We start from the raw sequence: 23,585 nt of genomic DNA, 5'->3' as shown, positions 1-23,585 counted from the left end.
TCCCCTTTGTTTTTAATTTCTTTTTCTTGGAATAATATGAATAGGTGTTCCTTCAAAACCAAAAGCATTACGTATTTGATTTTCTAAATATCTCCTATAAGAAAAATGCATTAATTCAACATCATTGACAAATACTACAAATGTCGGTGGTTCAATTGCAACCTGAGTTGTATAGAATACATTAAGTCTTCTACCTTTGTCAGTAGGTGTTGGATTCATAGAGATGGCATCAGTAACAACTTCATTTAGTGTAGAACTTTGGACACGCTTTTTATGATTTTCACTGGCTTGATTGATATAAGGGAATAATGTTTTTAATCTTAGCCCTTCTTTTGCTGATACGAACGCGATTTGAGCATAATCTAAAAATTGAAATTCATTTCTAACATCATCAGTGAATTTTTTCATTGTCTTACTATCTTTTTCAACTGTATCCCATTTATTTACTACAATGACAATAGCTTTACCTTCCTCATGTGCATAGCCAGCTACACGTTTATCTTGTTCAATTATACCTTGTTCAGCATCGATAACTACTAATACTACTTCTGAACGCTCAATCGCTTTTAATGCACGTAATACAGAATATTTTTCAGTCGATTCATACACCTTACCTTTTTTTCTCATTCCAGCAGTATCAATCAATACATAATCTTGTCCATCATAAGAGTACTCGGTATCAATGGCATCTCGAGTTGTACCAGCAACATTAGACACAATAACACGTTCTTCGCCTAAAATAGCATTGACCAAGCTAGATTTACCAACATTAGGTCTACCGATGATAGAAAGACGTATCGTATCTTCGTCATAAGGATCTTCTGATTCTTTATTAAAGTTTTCAACAACTGCATCTAGCAAATCTCCAAGTCCTAATCCATGTGAACCAGAAATAGGATATGGATCTCCAAAGCCTAAAGAATAGAAATCATAGATATCATTACGCATTTCAAGATTATCAACTTTATTCACAGCTAATACAACAGGTTTCTTAGATTTATAAAGCATTTGTGCGACCATTTCGTCACTTTGTGTAAGTCCTTCTCTAACATTGACCATAAAAATGATGACATCTGCTTCTTCAATTGCTATTTCTGCCTGTGCACGGATTTGAGTTTGAAAAGGAGCATCTCCAATTTCAATACCACCTGTATCAATGATGTTAAATTCATGAGTTAACCACTCGCCAGATGAATAAATACGATCACGAGTAACGCCTGGCGTATCTTCTACGATAGATATACGTTCGCCGACAACTCTATTAAAAATTGTAGATTTTCCTACATTTGGTTTTCCTACAATTGCTACTATCGGTTTAGTCATAGGATAAACTTCCTCTCTTTTTTAATCTACATAATTTTATCACAAGAGCAGATTTATTCAAAACTTGAATATGTTTATTTTACATGTTCGAAAAGATATATTTTGTACAGTATATCATTTAAAAAAAGACTCCAATTATCACGCGTAAATTTGATTTTAAGCTTACACGTAAATTGGAGTCATTACATTTTATATCGCAAATGATTTTAGTTTAATTAAAACTTAAGGTCTTTAAATTTATCACCAAAAACATCGCCTAATGTTGGTTTATCTTCATCATTATCATCTTCAAGATATGATTGAGTTGTGGATGCGTCACTTTCAATGACATTTTCTTTAGGTAACGTTGCTTTGATTGATAATGAAATTCTTTCATTATCTTCATCGATACCTAATATTTTTACATTAACTTGTTGTCCAGGTTCTAATACTTCGTTAGGAGAACCGATATGTTTATGATCGATTTCAGAAATATGCACTAAACCTTGGACGGATGGAGCAATTTCTACGAATGCGCCAAAGTTCGCCAAACGTACTACAGTACCTTCAATAACATCATCTTCGTGAAATTTCCCTTTAATGTTTTCAAATGGTGTTGGTAAAGTGTCTTTAATAGATAAAGAAATACGTTCAGAATCTTTTTCTACAGATTTAACTTTAACTTTGACTGCTTCACCTACTGACACAACTTCTTCTGGTGTTTGAACATGTTCATGAGATAATTCAGAAACGTGAACTAAACCATCTACGCCACCAATATCAATGAAAGCACCAAAATTAGTTAATCGAGCAACTTTACCATCAATAACATCGCCTTCATTTAAAGAATCTAATATTGAAGCTTTTTTAGCGTCGTTTTCTAACTGTTCCACAGCTTTACGGCTTAAAATGACTCTATTGTTTTCAGGATCAAGTTCTTCCACTTTAATACGGATTGTTTGACCATCGAATACAGAAAAATCTTCAATGAAATCAGTTGAAATTAGAGAAGCAGGTACAAACCCTCTTTGACCAACGTCAACGACTAAACCACCTTTAACTACTTCAGTAACTTCAGCTTCAATCACTTCATCGTTATCTAGTTTTTCTTGTAAATATTCATAAGATTTTTCAGTTTCAAGTTGTCTTTTTGATAAAATGTATGCCCCAGTATCATTTTCTTCGTCGAACTCGATTTTAGTGACATATGCTTCGACTTCATCACCGACTTTTACAACTTCACTAGGGTTTTCGATATGATGTGTTGAAAGCTGGCTAATAGGAATAATTCCATTAAATTTGCCACCATTAATATGCACAACAACTTGTTTATCCTCTACTTGTTGAACTTCACCAGTGACTTTGTCACCTTCTTTAATATCATTAATCATTGATTCATTGAATTCTTCAGTCATCTTGTATGCCTCCTTATACACTACATAATTATAACATCTTATAAACGAGTAAAATTGTCAAGAGATACCACTTTATATGAATAGGTTGCTTCTATCTTTAATTTATAACAAAAGTTTAACAGAGCACCTAGTTAAGTGATGGTCAATTTAGTTTGTAGTATATTTAATAACATTGTTATTTTTATTGTAACATAAATTTTATGGCAATTAACCCTAAGCTCATAATAATATGAGGAATAAAAATGAAAAAGATATATTAAAATTGGTAATAAACATAGTATTACTTCTCTATAGAGGGGACTTGGTTAAAAATAAGTTTATTTACATAGTTCTCAATGGTCAAAAATAAAAGCCAGAGACAGAGCGTCCGTGGCTTTTCTATAAATCAATACTAATATATTCAATATTTTCGAGTCATTGATTATTAATTCTACTCCGCTTAAATGTTTACAATAAACAATATAAAAAGTTTAATTTTAACATTTAAAGTAGAGATAATATTTCATTTGTTACCTCTTCTATAGATTTGCCAGTTGTATCAAGTGTAATAGCATCTTCGGCTTTTTGTAATGGCGAAATTTCACGATTCATATCATAATGATCTCGTGCTTCAATTTCCTCCTTTAATTGTTCTAAATTTGATTCAATGCCACGTTGCTCATTCTCTTTTTGTCGACGTTCAGCACGTTCAGCAACAGATGCAATCATATAAACTTTTAATTCGGCATCTGGTAATACAACTGTACCAATATCTCGGCCATCCATAACGATACCTTTTTTAGCAGCTAATTCTTTTTGTATTTTCACTGCAAATGAACGCACTGGTTCTTTAGAAGCAACATAAGATACGTGATGTGTTACATCATTTTCTCTTAAATAATCAGTGACGTCTTGATTATCTAGTAAGATTCTTTGCCCTTTTACTTCATCATAAGTAAGCTCAAGTTTAGTGTTATTAATCAGATAATCAAAATTTTCGGGTTTGCCATTTTGTAAATATTTATATGTAATGGCACGATACATTGCTCCTGTATCAACATATATCATTGATAGACGACTGGCTACACGTTTAGCAATTGTACTCTTACCTGCAGCAGCTGGGCCATCTAGTGCAATATTAATTGAACTCATTATTTGATAACCTTCCTTGTTGTTTTATAGATATTATTTTATCATAAAAAAGTAAAGAATAAATAGGAGGAATACGTAATGAAACGTCTACTTATCATACATACTGGTGGCACAATAAGTATGTCACAAGATCAAACTAATAAAGTGATAACGAATGAAGAAAATCCAATATCACAACATCAAAATATCATTAGTCAATATGCAGAGGTTGACGAAATCAATCTTTTAAATATACCCTCGCCGCATATGACAATTTCGAATGTTGTGCGATTAAGAGACGAAATCATTACATATTCTAAAGAAAATATATATGATGGATTTGTCATTACTCATGGAACAGATACACTTGAGGAAACAGCTTTTTTAATAGATTTATTAATTGATATTCAAGAGCCTATAGTAATTACTGGAGCAATGAGATCATCCAATGAAATTGGTTCCGATGGTCTCTATAATTTTATTTCTGCTATAAGGGTTGCTTCTTCATCTGAGGCTAATCATAAAGGTGTTATGGTCGTATTTAATGATGAGATTCACACTGCTCGTAATGTGACAAAGACACATACTTCGAATATTAATACATTTCAAAGTCCTAATCAGGGGCCTCTAGGTGTACTTACCAAGAATCGAGTACAATTTTATCATCATCCTTACAGACAAACTACCTACCAATATATCGATGTAAATTTACGTGTTCCACTTGTAAAAGCATACATGGGTATGGAAGATGATGTACTATCATTTTATTCACAACAACACGTTGATGGTATAGTCATCGAAGCACTAGGACAAGGTAACCTTCCAAAAAGTTGTCTTAATGGACTACAGCAATGTCTAAAGAAAAACATTCCTCTAGTTCTCGTATCTAGATCATTCAATGGTATTGTTAGTCCTGTATATGCTTATGAAGGTGGTGGCGCAGATTTGAAAAATAATGGTGTTATTTTTTCGAACGGTTTAAATGGACCAAAGGCAAGGCTAAAATTACTAGTTGGTTTGAGTCAAGACATGACTCAAAATCAATTAGAGCGATATTTCGAAGAGTAATTAAAAAGAGTGGGACAAAATTCGTATCAAGTTCATTGTCACACTCCGATTTCTATTAGTTGTATGCATTGTCTATGAAACTTCTTTAGTGCAATTATACTATAATTAAGGATTACCTATTATTAATATGTGCATTTTAATTGAGTCATTGATTGACTATACATTAAGAAAGCTTGGGACATTGTTTAGTATCCCAAGCTTTTTGTAAGCTCTATGTTTCAAGAGGTGTTTGTTTTTTTGTCAAAATGCTTTGTGTAATGACACCACCATGATATTTACCATTTTCGATAAAAATAGTATTTGCATCATTACCCGCAGCAATAACACCAGCTATATAACAATTTTCGACGTTTGTTTCGAATGTTTCTCGATTATAAACAGGAGCAGTTCCATATTCATTGGTATGGATATCAATACCTATTGTTTTTAAGAAATCGTAATCTGGATGATAACCAATCATAGCAAAAACGTAGTCATTATCAATTTCTATAAGTTGACCATCTTTTTCATAAGTCACTGAATGATCGGTAATTTTGGTTACTGTCGCATTAAATTCCATCGTAATTTTTTCGTGATTGACTAATGATTCGAAATTGGGTAATATCCATGGTTTAATTGCTTTAGGGTACTGTTCGCCACGATATAAAACAGTTACATTAGCACCAGCTTTTTCTAATTCTAAGGCAGCATCAACAGCAGAGTTTTTGCCTCCAATAATAACAACATTTTGATTAAAATACGGATGTGCTTCTTTAAAGTAATGGAATACTTTTGGTAATTCTGCCCCTTCCGCTTCTAAAGTGTTATGTTGACCATAATAACCCGTAGCAACAGTTAAATATTTACATTCATATACACCTTTTGTAGTTGTAATTGCAAATTTATTGTTTATTTTTTTAACTGTTAAAACTTCTTCGAATGGATGTATGTTAAGTTGATGATGTTTAACGACTTCCCTATAATATACAAGCGCTTGATTACGTCTTGGCTTACTATCTTCAACAATAAAAGGAATATCGCCGATACTTAATTTATCACTTGATGAGAAAAAAGTCTGATGTGTTGGATAATTATAGATTGATTCAACAACATTACCTTTTTCAATTACTAATGTTTCAATACCTTTTTTCTTTTGTTCAATTGCCGCGCTTAATCCGCATGGACCGCCACCTATAATGATGCTTTCAATAGTTTGCATACTTATCCTCCTTTAATCACCAAATTATTATATCAGTTATTTTCTATTTTAGCTAAGACCTGAATTTTGAATTAAATAAAAATATAGCCCCAATATTGGTGTTTATCACCAATATTGAGACTATTAATAATGTTATTGAGGAATAACTAATGTTTGACCATTATGAATATTATTACTGCTTAATCCATTCGCACGTTTAATTTTATCTACGTTAGCTTGAGTTCCTTCTCCATAATATTGTATGGCGATACGATATAAGTTTTCTTGACCGTATACTGTATGTGATTGTTGACCTTGAGTTGCCTGTTGATTATTGCTATTTTGGTTTGCATTATCTTGTTGATTTTGGTTTGTATAATTTGAGTTATTATTGGCTACATTATCGTTATTATTAGTTGAAGTAGCGTTAGGATTTGAGGAACTATTATCAGAGTCATCATCTGCGTTCTTATCAGAATCAGATTTTTTGTCTTTGTTACTATCAGATTTTTTGTCTTTGTTATCTTCGGATTGCGCACCATCTTTTTTATCTGAGTCTTTCTTACTTTGATTCGCTATTTTTTGGTCATCACTTTTACTATCGTTGTGATTATTTAGAGCCATACCACCGAATATTGCTATTGCACCTAGAATAAGAATGGCTGCTATAAGTGGTAACAAGATTTTCATGAAACCACCTTTTTTCTTACCTTCTGATTGGTCATTGTACTGATTGTTTTGATTAGAATTTTTTTCCTCATTATGATGTTTATTTTGATTATTATGATGCGCAACACCAGCCGCACCAACTCCTGCAGCTGCGCCAGCACCGACTGCTGCTTTTTTGCCTTTTTTAGATTGCTTTTGGTCATCATTTTTAACAGATTTTTCGTCATTCTCATGGTTTGAGTGTTTAGAATCTTGTTTATCTTTTTTATTATGATGACGTTTGGATGTTTCTGCTGCACCAGCAACACCAGCTGCACCAGCTATTCCAGCACCTGTAGCTGCTTTTTTATCTTTGTTTGTTGACGGTTTTGATTGCGTACTTTCTGATTTACGCTTTTGTTGTTGAGCTTTAGGGCCGGGTCTATTTTGTGTTGATTTTGATTTATGTTCTGGTGACTCAGATGTTCCATTTACAATAGCTGCATCTTTTCCATCTTTCATTCTATTATCTTGTGATTGTTTTTCAGTTTTATTTTGTTGTTGCGATTTATCATGTTGTTGCTGTAACTGTGCTTCGTCATAACGGTCATCTAATGAACCTTCTGTAGTTTTAGCGTCACTATTTTTTTGATGTTTGTCGTCTTGTTGTTTGCTTTGATTAGTTGCTGTCTCTCTACGTCTTTTTCGTCGTTGGGCATTTCTCGGAGGAAATTGTTGATTTGAGTTATTAGATAAACTGTTTTGAGAGTCAGCTTCTTTTTTATTTTCATTTGTTTTATCATCTTCTTTTAATTCTGTTTGCTGTTCGTCTGGATTAATAGATTGACGATTCTTTTCGAAATCATCTTTAAAATTATTATTAGACACAACTATCATCCCTTCCATTTTAATTAATTCAATCACGTTATAACTCTATACCCAAGTTGAAATTAAATATGTAAAATAATTAAAAGTATTTAACACTGCTTAATTGGGTCTACATATTGATTATAGCTTGTTAAATTTCAGTAAGTAAAGTGATAGCTAGGTTTCGAACAAATTATATAATTTTTCATTAAAACTTAGTTTTCTTTTCACCTTTTTACGATTCAATATCTGAATAGGCTCTAATCTTGAATCTTGCTCACAACATTGTTTTGGACTTTGAGGATGTTCGCCAAAAAATTCTAGTAAGTATTTACGTCGACATTGATCTAAATTAGTATAGCCCATCATTCTCATATAACCTAGTCGCTTACGTTGATATGATTGATGAAATATATCTTTAAGTTGGCTAAATGTGAATTGTATATTTAAAGTACTTAAAATTTTTTCCTTTTCATCTGGTAAGTGGTTTCCCGTCTCAAACATTGTAATATCGTCATCTGTGATAATATCAGTGAATAGTAGTGTTTCTAGAATAAAACTATCATCAGGTTGAAATAAACTAATGGCTTGACTTTGTTTACCATCCCTACCAGCACGACCAATTTCTTGTAAATAGTTAGATGGTGAAGATGATAAATGAAAATGTATGACTGTACGAATATCTTTTTTATTTATTCCCATTCCAAAAGCACTTGTTGCTACTATAACGGGGATGTCATTATTAAAAAACTGTTGTTGAACTGTTTGGCGTTCCTGATAACTTAAATCTCCATGATATATACCTGTTAGATATCCTGAGTCATAAATCATTTGAGCTAGTTCTAAACATCTTTTTTTAGAAGAAACATATATAATTGTAGGCCCAGAATTAGATAAAAATGGTAACAGCCATTCAATCTTCCCCTCATCATCATTAAAATTATAGTGTTGTAAGCTAATATTTTCTCGATTCATACTTTTTTGAACTACATTTAATTTGAGTGATAAAATGTGAGATAAATCAGTTTCTAATTGAGGTGATGCTGTAGCTGTTAGTGCTAACACTGTTGCTGAATTAAAATGATGAATAATTTTACCAACTAAAGCATAGTGAGGTCTAAAATCATACCCCCACTCTGATAAACAGTGCGCTTCATCTAATACTATTAATCCAAAGTTGATATGAGCGATGTACTTAAAATTATGAGGTTGCAGTATATATTCTGGACTTAAATAAATAAATCGACTTTTACTTAGTCGTTTAATATTGTCTCTTTTTTCTACTTCGTCCATGCCGGAATGTACACATGCAACATGTGTTTCACCTTTTAACTTCGTTTGCATAACTTGATCATCCATAAGCGAAATGAGTGGTGATATAATTAATGTCGGTTTTTCTAATATATATGTAGGGAGTTGATAACATAAGCTTTTACCGCTACCAGTTGGTAAAATTCCAAGTGTATGCCTTCCATGAAGGACACTATCAATAATTTCTTCTTGCCCCTCTTTAAATTCATCAAAACCAAACCATTCCTTTAAATTATCTTTCAGCAATTAAATCACCTCTTTCTATTCCTACTATAACTAACTTAATTTGAAAGTAAGTCCAATCAGTAAAATGTTCTTTATAAAATTTTAATCGTTCACCGCGATGTTTTTGATAGTAGTTTATAAATTCGAGAATATCTTTTTTATTTATAAATAATGTATAGTCTATCAAATAACCTTTAATATACATTTCTAGAATATGATCTTCAATTGTGTTAAGTTTTACATTTTGTAATTGAGCAATTTCTTTTAAATTGAGACCAGATTTTAACTTTTGATAGCTTAAGTATGTATTTGTTAGTAATGGTGAAAGAATGATAGCTTGAGAAAGTATTGGATATTTCGTTGAATCTTTTAATTGATTCAATATGTCAATCAGTTCATTCATTTCTCGTTCAAATAATTCTGATTGTGGTATACCCTCAATTAAACTTATTTGTTGTCTAGTATACATGGATTCCTCATATCCTTGTAAATAATAATGAAGAAATGTATGGTTATATTTATTATTTAAATTCTCAAATAATAAATATATTTCGTCTATAGTATTTGATACTTGATTTGATTCAATGACCTGATGATAAAGTTGTTTAACCCTTTGTTGGATATAGGTATTTTGAACGATTGGAATAAATGTATTTGACTCCTTGCGTGTATGAGATAACGTTTGGATAAGTAATTGTATGCAACTAAAGGTTTGAGTGAGACTATCATAAGTGTATTGTGGATGTATTTTTACTTGAATTGATTTTTTAAAATCATCCTTTTGGAGTATAAATTGCTCAAAAGTTGAATACTTTAAGTTAGGTAAACTATGATATAATGACAAAAGTTGTTGGCTTGACGCATCGAAAAACGTTTGGTGTGACTTCTTGCCTGTTAAAATATTATAGATACTTTTATTGGTTTTGTAGTTAAATGCATGACTCATAGCGTATGATAGTATATTGTACAAATTAAACCCTCACTCTATAAAACGAATAAATTGAAATGTAATCTATCGATGTCTACAATTGTATTTATAATACTAGTGTAGCATTTTTATCAAAGGAGGCGAATAAATATGGCAAAATATACAATCGTTGATATGGATACATGTATAGCATGCGGTGCTTGCGGTGCAGCTGCTCCAGATATATATGATTACGATGATGAAGGTATTGCATACGTAATCCTTGACGATAACCAAGGTACTGCTGAAGTGCCTGAAGAGTTATATGAAGATATGGAAGATGCGCTAGAAGGTTGTCCTACTGACTCAATCAAAATTGAAGACGAACCATTTGATGGTGACGCACTGAAATTTGAATAATATATGATTCTTAGAATACATAAAAATTAATCTAAATGATTTATTACTATTTATAGTATACAATTTGTATGAGAATTAATTTTTAAGGTAACTAGCCATAAACAATAAAATAATCAGCTATTAGATGAATTGATCCCCAAATGAATTGTTTAATATGATTCATTTGGGGTTGTTTATTAGGAACTAATGATGACATTTTATATGGCTCTTTAAAACCAGTGTTCTATTTGATAAGAAATTTAAAAACATAATACCTTAAAACGTTACGCTCACTATTGTTAAATTTTTTATGAGTTACACTTTCTTTATATCTTCAGTAATAGTATAAAGATAAAGACAATGTCCAATTTTGAATATGAACATTGTCTTTATAATAGATAAATAAAAAAGGTTTTAAATGTTTTTTATTTGATGATATGTCTTAATCTTCTAAATAACAGCACAAATATAATGGAAATGATTATGCCTTTAATTAAATTAAAAGGTATGACTCCAGACACAATAACAATTTTTACGTTATTAAGCACATCACCTAAATTAAATATCATTCCATATAATGGAAGTAACACAAAATAATTTAAGATGCTCAAAACAATAGTCATAACGATTGTACCTGTAATTAATCCATAAATTAAAGAACGATTATTTTTTCTTTTTCTATAAACATAGTATGATGATAGCAAAAAGCTGACGCCTGCTAAAAAGTTAGCTACTGGTCCAACAGGATCCCCTATATTGAATAGAAAATTTAAAATATTTTTGATGAGTGCAACGATAATCCCAGCAATAGGACTTAAGAGGAATGTTGCTAATAACGTCGGTACATCACTAAAATCGAGAGTTAGATACGGTGGTATAAATGGCAATGGAAACTTGATGAAAGTTAACACAAACGCTACCGCACTTAACATACTAATTGTAATCAAACGTTTGTTTTGTTGCATATATAATTTTCTCCTTCCATTCATCTTACTTAGAAAAGGAGGAAATTTGAACAACAAAAAACCTCCATCTTCTCCCATCCAGACTATACTGTCGGCTTCAGACTCTCACTGAATCAAGACAAAGCAAAAATTAATACGTTGTCGTCGCAGGCTTAGATTACTGCCGGTTGGGAATTACACCCTACCCCGAAGATGAATATATCAATTTTATTTTAAATTTATATTACATTATTAGTTTTAAAAACTCAATATTTCTGCTTACGGTTAATATAATGTTTTGACATTAATAACAAAATATGAAATCAATATATAACATGAATTTAAGTTTTAACACATAAAATATTTACAAATAAATAAATAGGCTTTATTGATTCTGAAATTATGTCTTTAAACTTGTAGAAGTTATTCAAATAAAATGATAATTAAATTTATGTTCAATTTAGTTATCTACTGATTATATACAAAAAAACGCCTGAGACATCACTCTGAGTCGCAGGCGTTTTTCATATATTATTTTTGATGTATTGCGTTATAATTTCTCTGTTTTCAAAAGAATCATTGAAACTGACAATTTATGATACTTTTCGGTTTCTAACTAATTTGTTTTGATTTAGGTAGTCTAATAATAAATGAAGTACCTTTGCCTAATTCGCTCTCAACATCAATACGTCCCCCGTGTTCTTCAATAATCATTTTACAAATGAAAAGTCCTAATCCGGTGCCTTGCTTACCTCTTTTTCGAGCAGCGTCCACTTTATAAAAACGGTCAAATACTTGTTTCAGATGTTCCGGCGCTATACCAGTGCCTGTATCAGTTATTGTTAAAATATTGAAATCTGAATCTTCATCAATAGAAATCTTTATAGAATCACCAGCTTGTGTATATCTTGTTGCGTTATCAATTAAATTAGTTAACACTTGGTCCATTCTATCCATATCATAGTTCCATAATTGTTCGTCATTATTAGAATCAAACGTCATTGTTAAACCTAATTCTTCACTTTGCATGCGATATTTAGACTCCATTTTATCAAGAAGGTGTTGAATAGGTTGTAATTCCTTCTCAACTGATAATCCTTCAGCATCCATACGAGCTACATTTAGTAATTCATTGACTAAACGATTAAGTCGCTTAGATTCATCTAAAACGATTGCTAATGAGTCACGTATTTCATCTGGTTCGGTAACTATACCGTCTACTATGGACTCAGTGTAACCCTGTAATAAAGAGATTGGCGTACGTAATTCATGTGATACATTTGCTATAAAATCTTTTTTCATTTGATCAAGATTATGTTCATTTGTCATATCACGGATGACCATGACAATACCACTTCTACCATTTGTTTGAATTCTATCTATATAACTGGAGATAAATACATAGTACCTTGTATTAATTTCTAATTCTAAATACTCATTCTGTTGTGATTCAAATGTTGCTTCAATTTGCTGTTCAATAGATTCTTTTGAAAAATCATCAATGTGACGCATAATATCATCAGCCATCTTGTTCGACAATATGATTTCACGTTGATTATTAATGCCTAGAACGCCTTCTACCATAGAGTTTAATAATGTATCTCTTATATTCTTAGATGAAGAAATTGCTTTGATATGTTCTTGAATTTCTACGTTCATGTTGTTAAATGCACGTGATAAATCACCTATTTCATCTTTAGTAGCGACAGTTGAAATTTGACTATAATCCCCTTCAGAAACTTTTTGTGCTTGTGTTTTTAATTGACGTAAGGGTTTCGTTATTCTATTAGATAAAAAGAATGCAAATATTGTGCTTGCTATAGTAAATATAATAGCAGTTATTAATATAATAATTGTAATAGCATTATTTGTATCTTCGATAGATTTCAAATCTTTATATATAAAAACACCACTATAATGACTTTGAGCACCTTTTTGAGCTTTCATTGGGTATCCTAGCAAAAGATAAGATTGAGAATTACCTTTATTTTTTATTGTAATATTTTGAGTTTCATACTCACCTTCTTTAAACACTTTTTTAAATTTAGTACTCTTTTTTATTTCATTAAACATTTGTTTTTTAGTGTCTTTATACGATGAGTCTGGTTTCTCGCTCATGTCTTTCATAATAATGAGGCCACCCGGTCCATCACCATCAATGAGTGTTTGGCTATTTTGGATAGCTAATGTTTTGTTATGAGACTTCTCAACAAGTGAACTAATTCTTTTGGCATCTTCTTTAATTGCATTTTCTGTTTCTTGCGTAAAGTAATATTGTATAAAAGTGATTAATGAAACACTTAATAAAATTAAAACTGTCGCTACTATTAAAATAATAGTTAACCACAGTTTTATAACAACACTATTTAGTCGGTTCATCACTAGGTTTTACCTCAAATTTATAACCGACACCCCACACAGTTTGTATCATTTGTGCAGCATCACTTGATACTCGATTTAACTTTTCTCTAAGTCTTTTGACGTGAGTGTCTACTGTACGCAAGTCCCCATAAAATTCGTAATGCCAAACCTCTTTAAGTAACTGTTCTCGATCAAATACTTTATTTGGAGTTTTAGCTAAATAGATGAGTAATTCATACTCTTTAGGTGTTAGATTCACTTGTTGATCATCCGCAAGGACTCGATGAGCGTCATTATCAATCACTAGATGACTAAATTCAATAATATCGCGTGCATGCGGTTCGCTTTGCTCAGTGTTTGCAGTTTGTGTACGTCTTAATAACGCCTTTACTCTCAATACTACTTCTCTAGGTGAGAAAGGCTTAACAATATAATCATCTGCTCCCGATTCAAATCCTTCAACACGATTTGTTTCTTCACCTTTTGCAGTAAGCATGATGATAGGTGTATCTTTATGTTCTCTAAGTTTAGAGGCAACTTCAATTCCATCCATTTCAGGAAGCATTAAATCTAAGAGGATGCACGCATAGTTGTTTTCAAGAGCAAGCTCGTAGGCTTCTTTACCATCTCTTGCTTCATGAATTTCAAAAGATTCTCTTTCTAAATATAATTTAAGTAATCTTCTAATTCTATCTTCATCATCAACGATTAAAATTTCGTTAGTCATACTTTCTACTACCTCCTACACTTGCTGTTAAATACATTTGTCATTATATCATAGGTTAACGTTATTGAGTGACTCAAAGGTTAACCTTGTGAAAAAAATATCAATCTTAATGGTAATTACATCTTTTTGGTGTTTATTTACCGTTTTCTGCCAAATGTCTTAATATTTTTACTTCATGTGGTGTAAGAACTCTTCCTTCACCGGCGTTCAAACCTTTTAAATCTATAGGGCCAAATTGAATTCTTGTTAACTTATTAACTTGATGACCGAAATACTCAAACATACGTCTAACTTGTCTATTTCGCCCTTCACTAATTGTAATTTCAACTAAAGTCGTATTTTTTTCTTTATCTTGCTTTTTTATTTTAACTTGTGCTGGTTGTGTGTAACCATCTTCTAATTCTATTCCTTTTTCAAGTTGCTTAATTTCCTCTCTCATTAAATAACCTTTTAATTTAGCAACGTATTTCTTTTTAATGTGATATCGAGGATGTGTCATCAAATTAGTAAATTCTCCATCATTAGTTAATAATAAAACTCCAGATGTGTCATAATCTAATCGTCCAACCGGATAAATACGTGATTCTAGATCATCAAAGTAATCCGTAACCACCCTACGTCCACGATCATCAGAGACACTTGTAATGACTTGAGTTGGTTTATAAAATAAAATATAAATTTTGTCTTCTTGTTCGATTTTAATACCATCAACTTCAACTAAATCTGATGGCATCACTTTGGAACCTAATTCTGTTACAGTTTGTCCATTGACTTTAACTCGTCCTTCAGTGATAAGTACTTCTGCTTTTCGACGAGATGTATATCCGCTATTAGCGATTCTTTTTTGTAATCTCTCTTGTTCTTTACTCATTTGACTCTCCTTTTTGGTTAACTAAATTACTAAAGAATTCATCCATTTCTGCTTCATCTTCTTCTGTAGTAGGTAATGCATCTAAGTTTTCGATTCCAAATACATTTAGAAATAAATCTGTGGTTATTAAATGATGGCTTCTAGAATGATCAACATCTTTGGCTTCTACTAATCCCCTAGCGATTAAAGTCTTTACAGCTCCATCCGAATTAATTCCTCTAATCATTTCTATATCTCCACGAGTCAGCGGTTGATTATATGCAATAATAGAGAGTGTTTCCATTGCTGCTTGGGATAATTTCATTTTAGACTTTTCTTTGACTAATTGTTCTATGTATGTAGAAGTTTCTTTTTTTGTTGTAAGTACATAAGTTGAGCCGTATCTTTGAATTGTTAAGCCATGTGAATGATATTTACTAACTAAATCTTCTAATTGATTGAGGTTGATGTCTAATATGTCAATAATTTGTTTTTGTTCTAATCCTTCATCGCCAGAAGTATATAGTAATGCCTCAAGTATTGCAATATTATCCAATGCTATAGTTCACTCCTCTAATTATGTCAATGTCATCAAATTGTTTAGTTTGTTTGATATTAACTATTCCTGATTTTGACATTTCTAAAATTGCCAAAAAATGAGTAACAACTTGTTCGACCGGTTCATGAAATGTAAATAAACTGAAAAAGTTAAACGATTCATGTTGTTTTAATCGTTCGGTAACCTGTGCTGTAGCTTGTTGAATAGTAAAGGTTTCTTTTTTAATTTCTACAGATTTAGGAGTGTTAAGTTCAACTCGATTTTTTACTCTTTGATAAGCTACAATCAATTCAGTTAAATCAATCGTTTGATTAGGATCCCACGATTCATTTGTCTCTAAATGAGTAAGGTCCGTCGGATGTTTAGTAAAATAAAGATCGCGTTCTTCTTTCATAGTATTTAATATTTCAGTATATTCTTTATAGTTTTGATACTCAATAAGTCTTCCTACTAAATCCTCACGAGGATCCTCTTCTATATCTTCTTCGATGCTCGTTTGAGGCAATAGTAATTTACTTTTAATCATTAGTAATTCTGATGCCATAACTAAATATTCACTAGCAACATTAATTTCTAGCTGATTCATCGCATGAACATATTGCATGTACTGTTCAGTTAAGGCTTTCATAGGGATATCATAAATATCAATTTCATATTTTTGAATTAGATGCAATAATAAGTCTAATGGACCATTAAATGCATCGAGTTTTACTTCATACATTACATCTACCTCTATATCAAATTGCATCGTTAATGCATATTTCACAAAATTATTATAGCATGAATACATATAACTTTTAAATTATGGGTGAAATCTAATGGATCAATCATTAATGGATTATTATTATCAATTTCATAAGCATCAACATTACTTCCTATGTCATGATATTTTAGAAGATGCTTGGAAATCACAAAATACTTTTTCAAAACATGATGCAGTAGTAAGTCTCATTTTGTTTGCAACAGCTAATTATCACTATCGTCGTGGGAATTTAAAAGGCGCATTAAAATCTTTTGAAAAAGCTTTATTAACTATTAACCACGCTAAAGATGACACTCAATTACACCTTAATATCAATGAATTTAAACAACTTATTGTGAAAATGATTGAAGCAGTAAAATTACAAAAACAATTTACTCCGTTACAATTACCTATTGAACCAGAGTTTCAGACACTTATTAAACGTAAATATCCGGATTATTTGTTTACTTCTCAAATAATTAAGGAACCTTATATTGTTGATCATCATATTAAACGTGACAGAACTGAAGTGATAAAAAATAGAGAACGTGCTCTATTCCATAGACAGTATCGAAACAAAAGCAATAAAAAAGACCAGTAAATTTATGGTTGGCTATTAAACATAAATTTACTGGTTACATATTCCTATATTACTAAGCTCTTGGATGAAACTGCGTATACATTTTTCTAATTTGTGATTTAGATACATGTGTATAAAGTTGAGTTGTAGAAATATCAGAGTGACCTAACATTTCTTGTACGGCTCTCAAATCAGCACCATTTTCTAAGAGATGTGTTGCAAATGAATGCCGTAATGTATGTGGTGTAAGCGTTTTATTGATATTAGCTTTCAAACCGTATTGTTTAATGATTTTCCAAATGCCTTGTCTTGATAAAGACTTTCCGTGCATGTTAAGAAATAGCGCTTGAGTTGTGGTTTGTTTGAGTAATTGAGGTCTTACGGTTTCAATATATGTAGTTAAATATTCGATGACGGTATCTCCTAAGGGGACGATTCTTTCCTTATTCCCTTTCCCGAACACTCTTACAAATCCCATAATTAAGTTTACGTCTTCAACATCTAATTGAATAATTTCAGTTACACGCATACCTGTGGCGTATAAAAGCTCCAACATCGTACGATCACGATATCCATTATTCTTAGTTAAATCAGGCGTTTCCAGTAATGCTATTACTTCGTCTATTTCAAGCACATCTGGTAATTTCTTTTCATATTTGGGCGTTTCGATTAAAACAGTTGGGTCTTTAGCAGCATATTTTTCGCGTAATGCAAACTGATGAAAGCTTCTTATTGTAGAAATAAACCTTGCGAGAGATTTTGAAGATTGCCCCATATCTATAAGGTGTCCAAGACACTCTTGGATAATTTGTCTATCAATAAAATCGATATGTGAAATCTTGTTATCTTCAAGATAATCTTTATATTTTTTTAAATCTCTTCGATACGCTCCTATAGTATTGTTACTTAATCCTTTTTCAATTTGAATGAAATTTAAATATTCTTCAATGATAGTATTCATGTTGGCACCCCTATTGAAGCGGTAACTTGTCTATTGGATAAGTTATTGCTTATTTTTGGCTTGGCATTCAGAACATACACCGTGAAACGTTAAACGGTGATCTAAAATCTTGAAATTAAACTCATTTTCAACACGATTTTCAACCTCAGGTAATAAATCTTCTTCAATTTCTTCAACTTTACCACATTCCATACAAACAAGATGATGATGGAAATGCTTGGCTCCTTCTTTTCTTAAATCAAAACGAGCTACACCATCACCAAAATTTATTTTATCTAGCACTTTTATTTCAGCTAGCAATTCTAAAGTTCTATAAACGGTAGCTAATCCTATTTCTGGAGCCTTATCTTTGACTTTTAAGTACACATCTTCTGCGCTAAGATGGTCTTTTTCATTTTCAATTAATACTCTAACAGTTGCCTCTCTTTGTGGAGTCAATTTATATGAAGATTGTTGTAATTGTTGCTTCACGCGATTTAATCGTTCTTCCACGGAAGCCTCACTCCTCTACTAAGAATTATAATCATTTTAATTTAATCCATGATTCATTTAATAAAATACCAATATTGTCGGTAAAAAGCAAGGAGATTTGCTTGTTATTTAGAATGATTATAATTTAATAATAGATGTTGCAATGCAATGATTGTTTTGGCATCCTCAATTTTATTATCTTTTAACAATGAATCGATTTGACTTAAAGGTACTTTGTGAAGCTCCACAAATTCATCATCATCTAAATTGGTTTCTCCAACCGTTAATTGGTCTGTGAAGTATATAGAAAGTTTTTCACTTGAAAATCCAGGAGACCCATACATATTAGTGACAAATTGCAAATCTGAAGCAATATATCCTGTTTCTTCTTGTAGTTCTCTAATAGCCGCTTCTTTACGATCTTCACCCTTTTCTAATTTGCCTGCGGGAATTTCCAAAAGTGGTTGATCTGCAGGCTTACGAAATTGTTTAACTAATAAAACTTCATTTTCAGGAGTTATTGCACACACTGCCACCGCACCATGATGAAATACAAGTTCACGTTTAGATGTGCTACCATCGGGTAATTCAACATCATGTACTTCTAAATCAATAATACTACCATTATATATAACTGTTCTATCGATTGTTTTTTCGTTTAATCTCATATTTAAACACGTTCCTTTTAATTGGTTTTATAAATTGATAAACTGAATTCGTCAGTTAAAGTGTATCGAAAGGAGACTGGACATGCAAAAAAATATTCTAAAAAGTGGCATCGAAATTTCTGAACTTGGGTTAGGTTGCATGAGTTTAGGCACAGATTATAAAAAAGCGCAACCAATTATTGAAAGTGCAATTGATAATGGTATTACGTATTTTGATACTGCAGATATTTACGATCAAGGAGTTAATGAAGAAATTGTTGGTAAAGCCTTAAAAAAATATCAAAATCGTGATGACATCGTTATCGGAACTAAAGTTGGAAATCGATTAACTGACGATGGACATATGACGTGGGATCCTTCGAAAAAACATATTAAAGAAAATGTTAAGGGATCATTGAAACGATTAGGATTAAACCATTTAGACTTATATCAATTACATGGCGGAACAATAGATGATCCTCTAGACGAAACTATTAGTGCATTTGATGAATTAAAGCAAGAAGGATATATTCGTGCATATGGAATTTCATCTATACGGCCTAACGTGATAGACTATTATCTTAAAAATAGTCAAATTGAAACACTTATGTCCCAGTTTAATTTAATAGATAATCGCCCTGAAAGTCTTATTAATGACGTTCATGATAAGCAAGTTAAAATTCTAGCACGTGGCCCTGTATTTAAAGGTTTATTAACTTCAAAAAGTGTTGATGTTATAGATGAAAAATTTAAAAACGGTGTGTTAGATTACACTCAAGACGAATTAGGTAGCACGATTGCTTCTATTAAAGAATTGGAAAGTAATTTAACCGCGTTATCATTTAAATATTTAACTTCTCATGATGCTATGGGGTCAATTATTGTAGGAGCTAGTAGCGTTGAACAACTTGAAGAGAATGTCCGCAATTATTATAAAGAAATCAGTTTAGATCAAATCAAATCCGCACGTAATAGAGTTAAAGATATTGAATATACACAACATTTGAAATAAAAGGATATTAACCAACTTGTTAAATACCTAGATGACTATACTTAAATAAAGAGATCCAACAGATGAAACGGTTAAATGACGTCTGTAGGATCTCTTTACTTTAAGGCAATACAAAAATCATATTGATAACGTTGACAAAAGCCAAAGATGAGTTTTTGAAAAAATCATTTATAAAATGTTCATTCAGTCAATACTTTTGATTACCTTAAAATTGACCTGTGTTTAAACTTTATTTTTAAATAGATTTGGACATAATTTTTCTAGTGTACGTGGACATAATTGATAAAATTTAAGCATTATTTGCATCCATGATGGTTGATTAATTTCAATTTTATTTAGTATTATTCCTTCCACTATTTGCTTGGCAAGTTGTTGAGGTTGTATCATCATGTGTCTATAATTTTTAAAATACTTTAGAGTAGGATCTGCGTTTTTTTGGAATGGTGTATCTATTGGACCGGGCTGTACATTGAGCACTTTTAATTCCGGTTGTTCTAATCTCAATGCATTAAGAACGGCGCTAAACCCTGCTTTCGATGCACCGTAATGTGCCGCATTAGCCTGTGAAACAAGAGCAGCTTGACTAGATATACCAACGATATATGCTGCTTTTACTAATTGTGGTTGAATCACTTTGTATAACAAATTAAAATTTGTAAGATTAACCTCGTAAGTTTCTACTACTTCACGAGTTGAATGCTCACTTATAGACTTAAAATATCCAACACCTGAACTGTAGATGAAACCATTTATAGGTGTATTTAAAAATTTTTGTAATGATTCAATATCTTTTCGTTGCATTAAATCACATTTAATCACATTGATATGTTCAGGTTTAAAATAGTTTTCTTTGATTCGATTGAACTTATCTATATTTCTTGCAAGTATAGTAACATGGGCCCCTCTTTGAAGTAATTCATTGGTTATTGCAAAACCTAACCCACTCGTTGCTCCAGTTATAATAAAGTGTTTACCTATCACGTCGCTCCTCCTTTATGTATATTTTAATAACAAGCTTAATAAGTGTGATAGCATTCAATTTTATTTATGTGTAATATTACTTATCTATGATATATGATACTATATATGCATAACTTTAAGTCAATGAATAGAATTCAAAATTGAAGGAGTTGAGTTGAATATGAAACTTGTATTTTATGGTGCTGGTAATATGGCGCAGGCAATTTTTACTGGAATTATTAATTCCAACAATTTAAATGCAAATGATATTTATTTAACTAATAAATCCAATGAACAAGCATTAAAAAGCTTTGCAGAAAAATTAGGGGTTAATTATAGTTATGATGATGAAGCATTACTCAAAGATGCCGATTATGTATTTTTAGGTACAAAGCCCCATGATTTTGAAAATTTAGCTAATCGTATTAGAAAACACATTACTAATGATAATAGGTTTATTTCTATAATGGCAGGTTTATCTATTGATTATATTCGTCAGCAGCTTAATACCAATAATCCATTAGCTCGTATTATGCCAAATACAAATGCTCAAGTTGGACATTCGGTTACTGGAATAAGTTTTTCAAATAATTTTGATCCTAAATCTAAAAATGAAGTGGATGAATTAATCAATGCATTTGGATCAGTTATAGAAGTCTCCGAAGAACATCTACATCAAGTTACTGCAATTACAGGAAGTGGGCCTGCATTTTTATATCATGTATTTGAACAATATGTAAAAGCAGGTACAGAATTAGGTTTAGAACGAAATCAAGTCGAAGAATCTATACGCAATTTAATTATTGGAACAAGTAAAATGATTGAGCGTTCAGACTTAAGTATGTCTCAATTAAGGAAAAATATTACATCTAAAGGTGGTACTACACAAGCTGGACTTGATGCACTATCTCAATATGATATTGTATCGATGTTTGAAGATTGTTTAGGTGCAGCTGTGAATAGAAGTATGGAATTATCACATAAAGAAGATGAATAAATAAAAACGCTTTTCTCCTAAGATAGTATTCTGAGAGAAAAGCGTTTTATTATATTTTGAAAGTATCAAAATCTTTAACGAAATAAAAATGTGGAGAAGTTTGATCAAGGGATAACTCATTGTATATTGATGTAACTTCATCAATGTTATATCTGTTACTGATATGAGTGATAAGACTTTTATTTACATTAGCTTGCTTAATTAGATTAAATACATCGTCTATATGACTATGATGGTAATTATTAGCAAGTTTCTTATCTCCTTCAATGTAAGTTGCTTCATGAATCATTAAATCTGAGTTCTTTGCTAATTCATATTCATTTTCACACGGTTTTGTATCACCAAATATACTGATAATTGGACCAGGTTTAGCTTTACCTTTAAAATCATCCGAATTGTAAATTAATCCTTTATATTCGAACGTTTCTTGTAATTTGACTTCCTGATATTTTGGACCAGGCTCTAGTCCAATACCTCTCAAGGCCTCTACATTGATTGTACCAGGCATGATTGGGGCTTCAATACGATATCCGAATGAAGGTATGCCATGGTTAAGCATTTCAGCTTGTACAGTAAAACCATTGTGGTGATACGCTAATTGTTGATTGATTTCGATATAGGTAATCGGATAATTCAAATGCGATTCAGAAAGTTGTAAAGATGTTTCTATGTAATTTTGAATACCTTTAGGCCCTATAATAGTAAGGGGTTTATTTTCTCCACCTTGAAACGAACGACTTGTTAAAAGTCCAGGGAGACCAAAAATATGATCACCATGCATGTGTGTTATAAAAATATGATCTATCTTCCCTAACTTAATAGAGTGTCTTAAAATTTGATGTTGTGTTCCCTCGCCCACATCAAATAACCATATCGAATTTGAATATGGTTCTAGATTTAAAGCAATGGATTGTGTGTTTCTCTCTTTCGTCGGTAACCCAGCACTTGTACCGAAAAATGTAACTTCCATGCTTCATCCTCCTCTTCTTAACTCATTTTATCATACGTAAGAATAATTTCTATATCAAGAAATAAAATATAATTATAAACTATTATCGAATAATCATTTTTGATATTATTTTATTAAGCGCAAACTTGTGTCTCATATTTGTTAAAGTTGATTTTTAAGTCATAATGCATTTTTCAATTTATTTTACTTAACTTTAAGCAAATATAATGACCTTAGGTTGTGATTATCATATAATAAATTAATCTAGTATGCTTTGATATGAATTAAAATTGTATTCATATCAAATGAAATCCATAAACATATTTGACTATGCGATTGAGTTACTTTTAATACTACGCAATAAAAGTATCGTAACTAAAATTATGTTTAATCATA

Annotated in this window: 23 protein-coding genes and 1 riboswitch; of the genes, 5 read left to right on the top strand and 18 right to left on the bottom strand. The window is 31.3% G+C overall.

From position 1 onward, the window contains the following. Window positions 1-12: 12 nt before the first annotated feature. The 3 genes from der to cmk all read right to left on the bottom strand — a co-directional run bounded on the left by der (window position 13) and on the right by cmk (window position 3,848). Window positions 13-1,323, bottom strand: coding sequence for a ribosome biogenesis GTPase Der (gene der, locus HMPREF2576_RS04065; RefSeq protein WP_001831042.1), 1,311 nt, complete (start codon window positions 1,321-1,323; stop codon window positions 13-15). A gap of 215 nt (window positions 1,324-1,538) precedes the next feature. Then, on the bottom strand, window positions 1,539-2,717 hold the full coding sequence (gene rpsA, locus HMPREF2576_RS04060; protein WP_001831057.1) for a 30S ribosomal protein S1: 1,179 nt from the start codon (window positions 2,715-2,717) through the stop codon (window positions 1,539-1,541). A 483-nt stretch (window positions 2,718-3,200) separates the two neighbouring features. Further along, a complete protein-coding gene (gene cmk / locus HMPREF2576_RS04055; RefSeq protein ID WP_001830943.1) occupies window positions 3,201-3,848 on the bottom strand; it encodes a (d)CMP kinase in 648 nt (215 codons plus the stop codon). Between the two features lie 78 nt (window positions 3,849-3,926). Here cmk and HMPREF2576_RS04050 point away from each other — a divergent pair, with 78 nt between their 5' ends. Beyond that, on the top strand, window positions 3,927-4,895 hold the full coding sequence (locus tag HMPREF2576_RS04050; RefSeq protein WP_001831213.1) for an asparaginase: 969 nt from the start codon (window positions 3,927-3,929) through the stop codon (window positions 4,893-4,895). Window positions 4,896-5,106: 211 nt separating this feature from the next. Here the strand turns inward: HMPREF2576_RS04050 and ypdA are convergent, their stop codons facing one another. The 4 genes from ypdA to HMPREF2576_RS04030 all read right to left on the bottom strand — a co-directional run bounded on the left by ypdA (window position 5,107) and on the right by HMPREF2576_RS04030 (window position 10,093). Continuing rightward, complete coding sequence (gene ypdA / locus HMPREF2576_RS04045) at window positions 5,107-6,093, bottom strand: bacillithiol disulfide reductase YpdA (protein ID WP_001831121.1); 987 nt, start codon at window positions 6,091-6,093, stop codon at window positions 5,107-5,109. 132 nt (window positions 6,094-6,225) lie between these two features. Continuing rightward, window positions 6,226-7,608, bottom strand: coding sequence for an elastin-binding protein EbpS (gene ebpS / locus HMPREF2576_RS04040; protein WP_107515759.1), 1,383 nt, complete (start codon window positions 7,606-7,608; stop codon window positions 6,226-6,228). A 156-nt stretch (window positions 7,609-7,764) separates the two neighbouring features. Continuing rightward, window positions 7,765-9,144: a RecQ family ATP-dependent DNA helicase gene (locus HMPREF2576_RS04035; RefSeq protein WP_002470635.1), complete on the bottom strand. Its 1,380-nt coding sequence runs from the start codon at window positions 9,142-9,144 to the stop codon at window positions 7,765-7,767. Continuing rightward, window positions 9,131-10,093, bottom strand: coding sequence for a YpbB family protein (locus HMPREF2576_RS04030; protein ID WP_002456188.1), 963 nt, complete (start codon window positions 10,091-10,093; stop codon window positions 9,131-9,133). The genes HMPREF2576_RS04035 and HMPREF2576_RS04030 overlap by 14 nt, the downstream gene beginning before the upstream one ends. 108 nt (window positions 10,094-10,201) lie before the next feature. Between HMPREF2576_RS04030 and HMPREF2576_RS04025 the strand changes: the two genes are divergently transcribed. Then, window positions 10,202-10,450 (top strand): ferredoxin, encoded by a 249-nt coding sequence (locus tag HMPREF2576_RS04025; RefSeq protein ID WP_001831262.1) that lies wholly within the window; start codon window positions 10,202-10,204, stop codon window positions 10,448-10,450. A gap of 404 nt (window positions 10,451-10,854) precedes the next feature. Here the strand turns inward: HMPREF2576_RS04025 and HMPREF2576_RS04020 are convergent, their stop codons facing one another. From HMPREF2576_RS04020 to HMPREF2576_RS03995, 6 genes are all read right to left on the bottom strand, one after another. Continuing rightward, complete coding sequence (locus tag HMPREF2576_RS04020) at window positions 10,855-11,394, bottom strand: ECF transporter S component (RefSeq protein ID WP_001830988.1); 540 nt, start codon at window positions 11,392-11,394, stop codon at window positions 10,855-10,857. A 62-nt stretch (window positions 11,395-11,456) separates the two neighbouring features. Beyond that, window positions 11,457-11,592, bottom strand: a riboswitch (FMN riboswitch). A 393-nt stretch (window positions 11,593-11,985) separates the two neighbouring features. Further along, window positions 11,986-13,752: an ATP-binding protein gene (locus HMPREF2576_RS04015; RefSeq protein ID WP_001831150.1), complete on the bottom strand. Its 1,767-nt coding sequence runs from the start codon at window positions 13,750-13,752 to the stop codon at window positions 11,986-11,988. Further along, window positions 13,736-14,461: a response regulator transcription factor gene (locus HMPREF2576_RS04010; protein ID WP_001831066.1), complete on the bottom strand. Its 726-nt coding sequence runs from the start codon at window positions 14,459-14,461 to the stop codon at window positions 13,736-13,738. Before HMPREF2576_RS04010 ends, HMPREF2576_RS04015 begins: the two co-directional genes overlap by 17 nt. A 133-nt stretch (window positions 14,462-14,594) precedes the next feature. Beyond that, window positions 14,595-15,332, bottom strand: a complete 738-nt coding sequence (locus HMPREF2576_RS04005; protein ID WP_001830978.1) for a pseudouridine synthase — start codon at window positions 15,330-15,332, stop codon at window positions 14,595-14,597. After that, window positions 15,325-15,867 (bottom strand): SMC-Scp complex subunit ScpB, encoded by a 543-nt coding sequence (gene scpB / locus HMPREF2576_RS04000; RefSeq protein ID WP_001830975.1) that lies wholly within the window; start codon window positions 15,865-15,867, stop codon window positions 15,325-15,327. The genes HMPREF2576_RS04005 and scpB overlap by 8 nt, the downstream gene beginning before the upstream one ends. After that, window positions 15,860-16,591 (bottom strand): segregation and condensation protein A, encoded by a 732-nt coding sequence (locus HMPREF2576_RS03995; protein WP_001831064.1) that lies wholly within the window; start codon window positions 16,589-16,591, stop codon window positions 15,860-15,862. The genes scpB and HMPREF2576_RS03995 overlap by 8 nt, the downstream gene beginning before the upstream one ends. Window positions 16,592-16,688: 97 nt before the next feature. Between HMPREF2576_RS03995 and HMPREF2576_RS03990 the strand changes: the two genes are divergently transcribed. Next, on the top strand, window positions 16,689-17,213 hold the full coding sequence (locus tag HMPREF2576_RS03990; RefSeq protein WP_001831156.1) for a DUF309 domain-containing protein: 525 nt from the start codon (window positions 16,689-16,691) through the stop codon (window positions 17,211-17,213). A 52-nt stretch (window positions 17,214-17,265) separates the two neighbouring features. Here HMPREF2576_RS03990 and xerD read toward each other — a convergent pair whose 3' ends face one another. The 3 genes from xerD to HMPREF2576_RS03975 form a co-directional block, all read right to left on the bottom strand. Then, window positions 17,266-18,153, bottom strand: a complete 888-nt coding sequence (xerD, locus tag HMPREF2576_RS03985; RefSeq protein WP_002439987.1) for a site-specific tyrosine recombinase XerD — start codon at window positions 18,151-18,153, stop codon at window positions 17,266-17,268. A 42-nt stretch (window positions 18,154-18,195) separates the two neighbouring features. Next, the gene (locus HMPREF2576_RS03980; protein WP_001831103.1) at window positions 18,196-18,645 is read right to left on the bottom strand and encodes a ferric iron uptake transcriptional regulator; all 450 of its coding nucleotides are present in this window, start codon (window positions 18,643-18,645) and stop codon (window positions 18,196-18,198) included. Between the two features lie 104 nt (window positions 18,646-18,749). Continuing rightward, a complete protein-coding gene (locus tag HMPREF2576_RS03975; RefSeq protein WP_001831173.1) occupies window positions 18,750-19,292 on the bottom strand; it encodes an NUDIX hydrolase in 543 nt (180 codons plus the stop codon). Window positions 19,293-19,374: 82 nt separating this feature from the next. Between HMPREF2576_RS03975 and HMPREF2576_RS03970 the strand changes: the two genes are divergently transcribed. Further along, window positions 19,375-20,283: an aldo/keto reductase gene (locus HMPREF2576_RS03970; RefSeq protein WP_070856455.1), complete on the top strand. Its 909-nt coding sequence runs from the start codon at window positions 19,375-19,377 to the stop codon at window positions 20,281-20,283. A gap of 222 nt (window positions 20,284-20,505) precedes the next feature. Here the strand turns inward: HMPREF2576_RS03970 and HMPREF2576_RS03965 are convergent, their stop codons facing one another. After that, the gene (locus HMPREF2576_RS03965; RefSeq protein WP_001831231.1) at window positions 20,506-21,264 is read right to left on the bottom strand and encodes an SDR family NAD(P)-dependent oxidoreductase; all 759 of its coding nucleotides are present in this window, start codon (window positions 21,262-21,264) and stop codon (window positions 20,506-20,508) included. A gap of 160 nt (window positions 21,265-21,424) precedes the next feature. On the opposite strand from HMPREF2576_RS03965, the gene proC reads away from it, so the two are divergent. Continuing rightward, the gene (gene proC / locus HMPREF2576_RS03960) at window positions 21,425-22,240 is read left to right on the top strand and encodes a pyrroline-5-carboxylate reductase (protein WP_070856457.1); all 816 of its coding nucleotides are present in this window, start codon (window positions 21,425-21,427) and stop codon (window positions 22,238-22,240) included. A 49-nt stretch (window positions 22,241-22,289) separates the two neighbouring features. Here the strand turns inward: proC and rnz are convergent, their stop codons facing one another. Next, a complete protein-coding gene (gene rnz / locus HMPREF2576_RS03955; protein ID WP_002439993.1) occupies window positions 22,290-23,210 on the bottom strand; it encodes a ribonuclease Z in 921 nt (306 codons plus the stop codon). Window positions 23,211-23,585 lie beyond the last annotated feature (375 nt).

It is taken from the genome of Staphylococcus sp. HMSC063F05 (assembly GCF_001837075.1).
Lineage (GTDB): Bacteria > Bacillota > Bacilli > Staphylococcales > Staphylococcaceae > Staphylococcus > Staphylococcus epidermidis.
The sequence above is the reverse complement of the archived record's forward strand: the minus strand, read 5'-3'. Positions and strand labels throughout refer to the sequence as shown.

What these genes read in the sequence shown, in the direction of transcription:
- ypdA (WP_001831121.1), bottom strand. Translation starts at nt 6,093, where the DNA reads ATGCAAACTATTGAAAGCATCATTATAGGTGGCGGTCCATGCGGATTA.
- HMPREF2576_RS03990 (WP_001831156.1), top strand. Translation starts at nt 16,689, where the DNA reads ATGGATCAATCATTAATGGATTATTATTATCAATTTCATAAGCATCAA.
- rnz (WP_002439993.1), bottom strand. Translation starts at nt 23,210, where the DNA reads ATGGAAGTTACATTTTTCGGTACAAGTGCTGGGTTACCGACGAAAGAG.
- HMPREF2576_RS04010 (WP_001831066.1), bottom strand. Translation starts at nt 14,461, where the DNA reads ATGACTAACGAAATTTTAATCGTTGATGATGAAGATAGAATTAGAAGA.
- proC (WP_070856457.1), top strand. Translation starts at nt 21,425, where the DNA reads ATGAAACTTGTATTTTATGGTGCTGGTAATATGGCGCAGGCAATTTTT.
- HMPREF2576_RS04015 (WP_001831150.1), bottom strand. Translation starts at nt 13,752, where the DNA reads ATGAACCGACTAAATAGTGTTGTTATAAAACTGTGGTTAACTATTATT.
- cmk (WP_001830943.1), bottom strand. Translation starts at nt 3,848, where the DNA reads ATGAGTTCAATTAATATTGCACTAGATGGCCCAGCTGCTGCAGGTAAG.
- der (WP_001831042.1), bottom strand. Translation starts at nt 1,323, where the DNA reads ATGACTAAACCGATAGTAGCAATTGTAGGAAAACCAAATGTAGGAAAA.
- HMPREF2576_RS04020 (WP_001830988.1), bottom strand. Translation starts at nt 11,394, where the DNA reads ATGCAACAAAACAAACGTTTGATTACAATTAGTATGTTAAGTGCGGTA.
- xerD (WP_002439987.1), bottom strand. Translation starts at nt 18,153, where the DNA reads ATGAATACTATCATTGAAGAATATTTAAATTTCATTCAAATTGAAAAA.
- HMPREF2576_RS04005 (WP_001830978.1), bottom strand. Translation starts at nt 15,332, where the DNA reads ATGAGTAAAGAACAAGAGAGATTACAAAAAAGAATCGCTAATAGCGGA.
- HMPREF2576_RS04050 (WP_001831213.1), top strand. Translation starts at nt 3,927, where the DNA reads ATGAAACGTCTACTTATCATACATACTGGTGGCACAATAAGTATGTCA.
- HMPREF2576_RS03995 (WP_001831064.1), bottom strand. Translation starts at nt 16,591, where the DNA reads ATGTATGAAGTAAAACTCGATGCATTTAATGGTCCATTAGACTTATTA.
- rpsA (WP_001831057.1), bottom strand. Translation starts at nt 2,717, where the DNA reads ATGACTGAAGAATTCAATGAATCAATGATTAATGATATTAAAGAAGGT.
- HMPREF2576_RS03975 (WP_001831173.1), bottom strand. Translation starts at nt 19,292, where the DNA reads ATGAGATTAAACGAAAAAACAATCGATAGAACAGTTATATATAATGGT.
- HMPREF2576_RS04025 (WP_001831262.1), top strand. Translation starts at nt 10,202, where the DNA reads ATGGCAAAATATACAATCGTTGATATGGATACATGTATAGCATGCGGT.
- HMPREF2576_RS03970 (WP_070856455.1), top strand. Translation starts at nt 19,375, where the DNA reads ATGCAAAAAAATATTCTAAAAAGTGGCATCGAAATTTCTGAACTTGGG.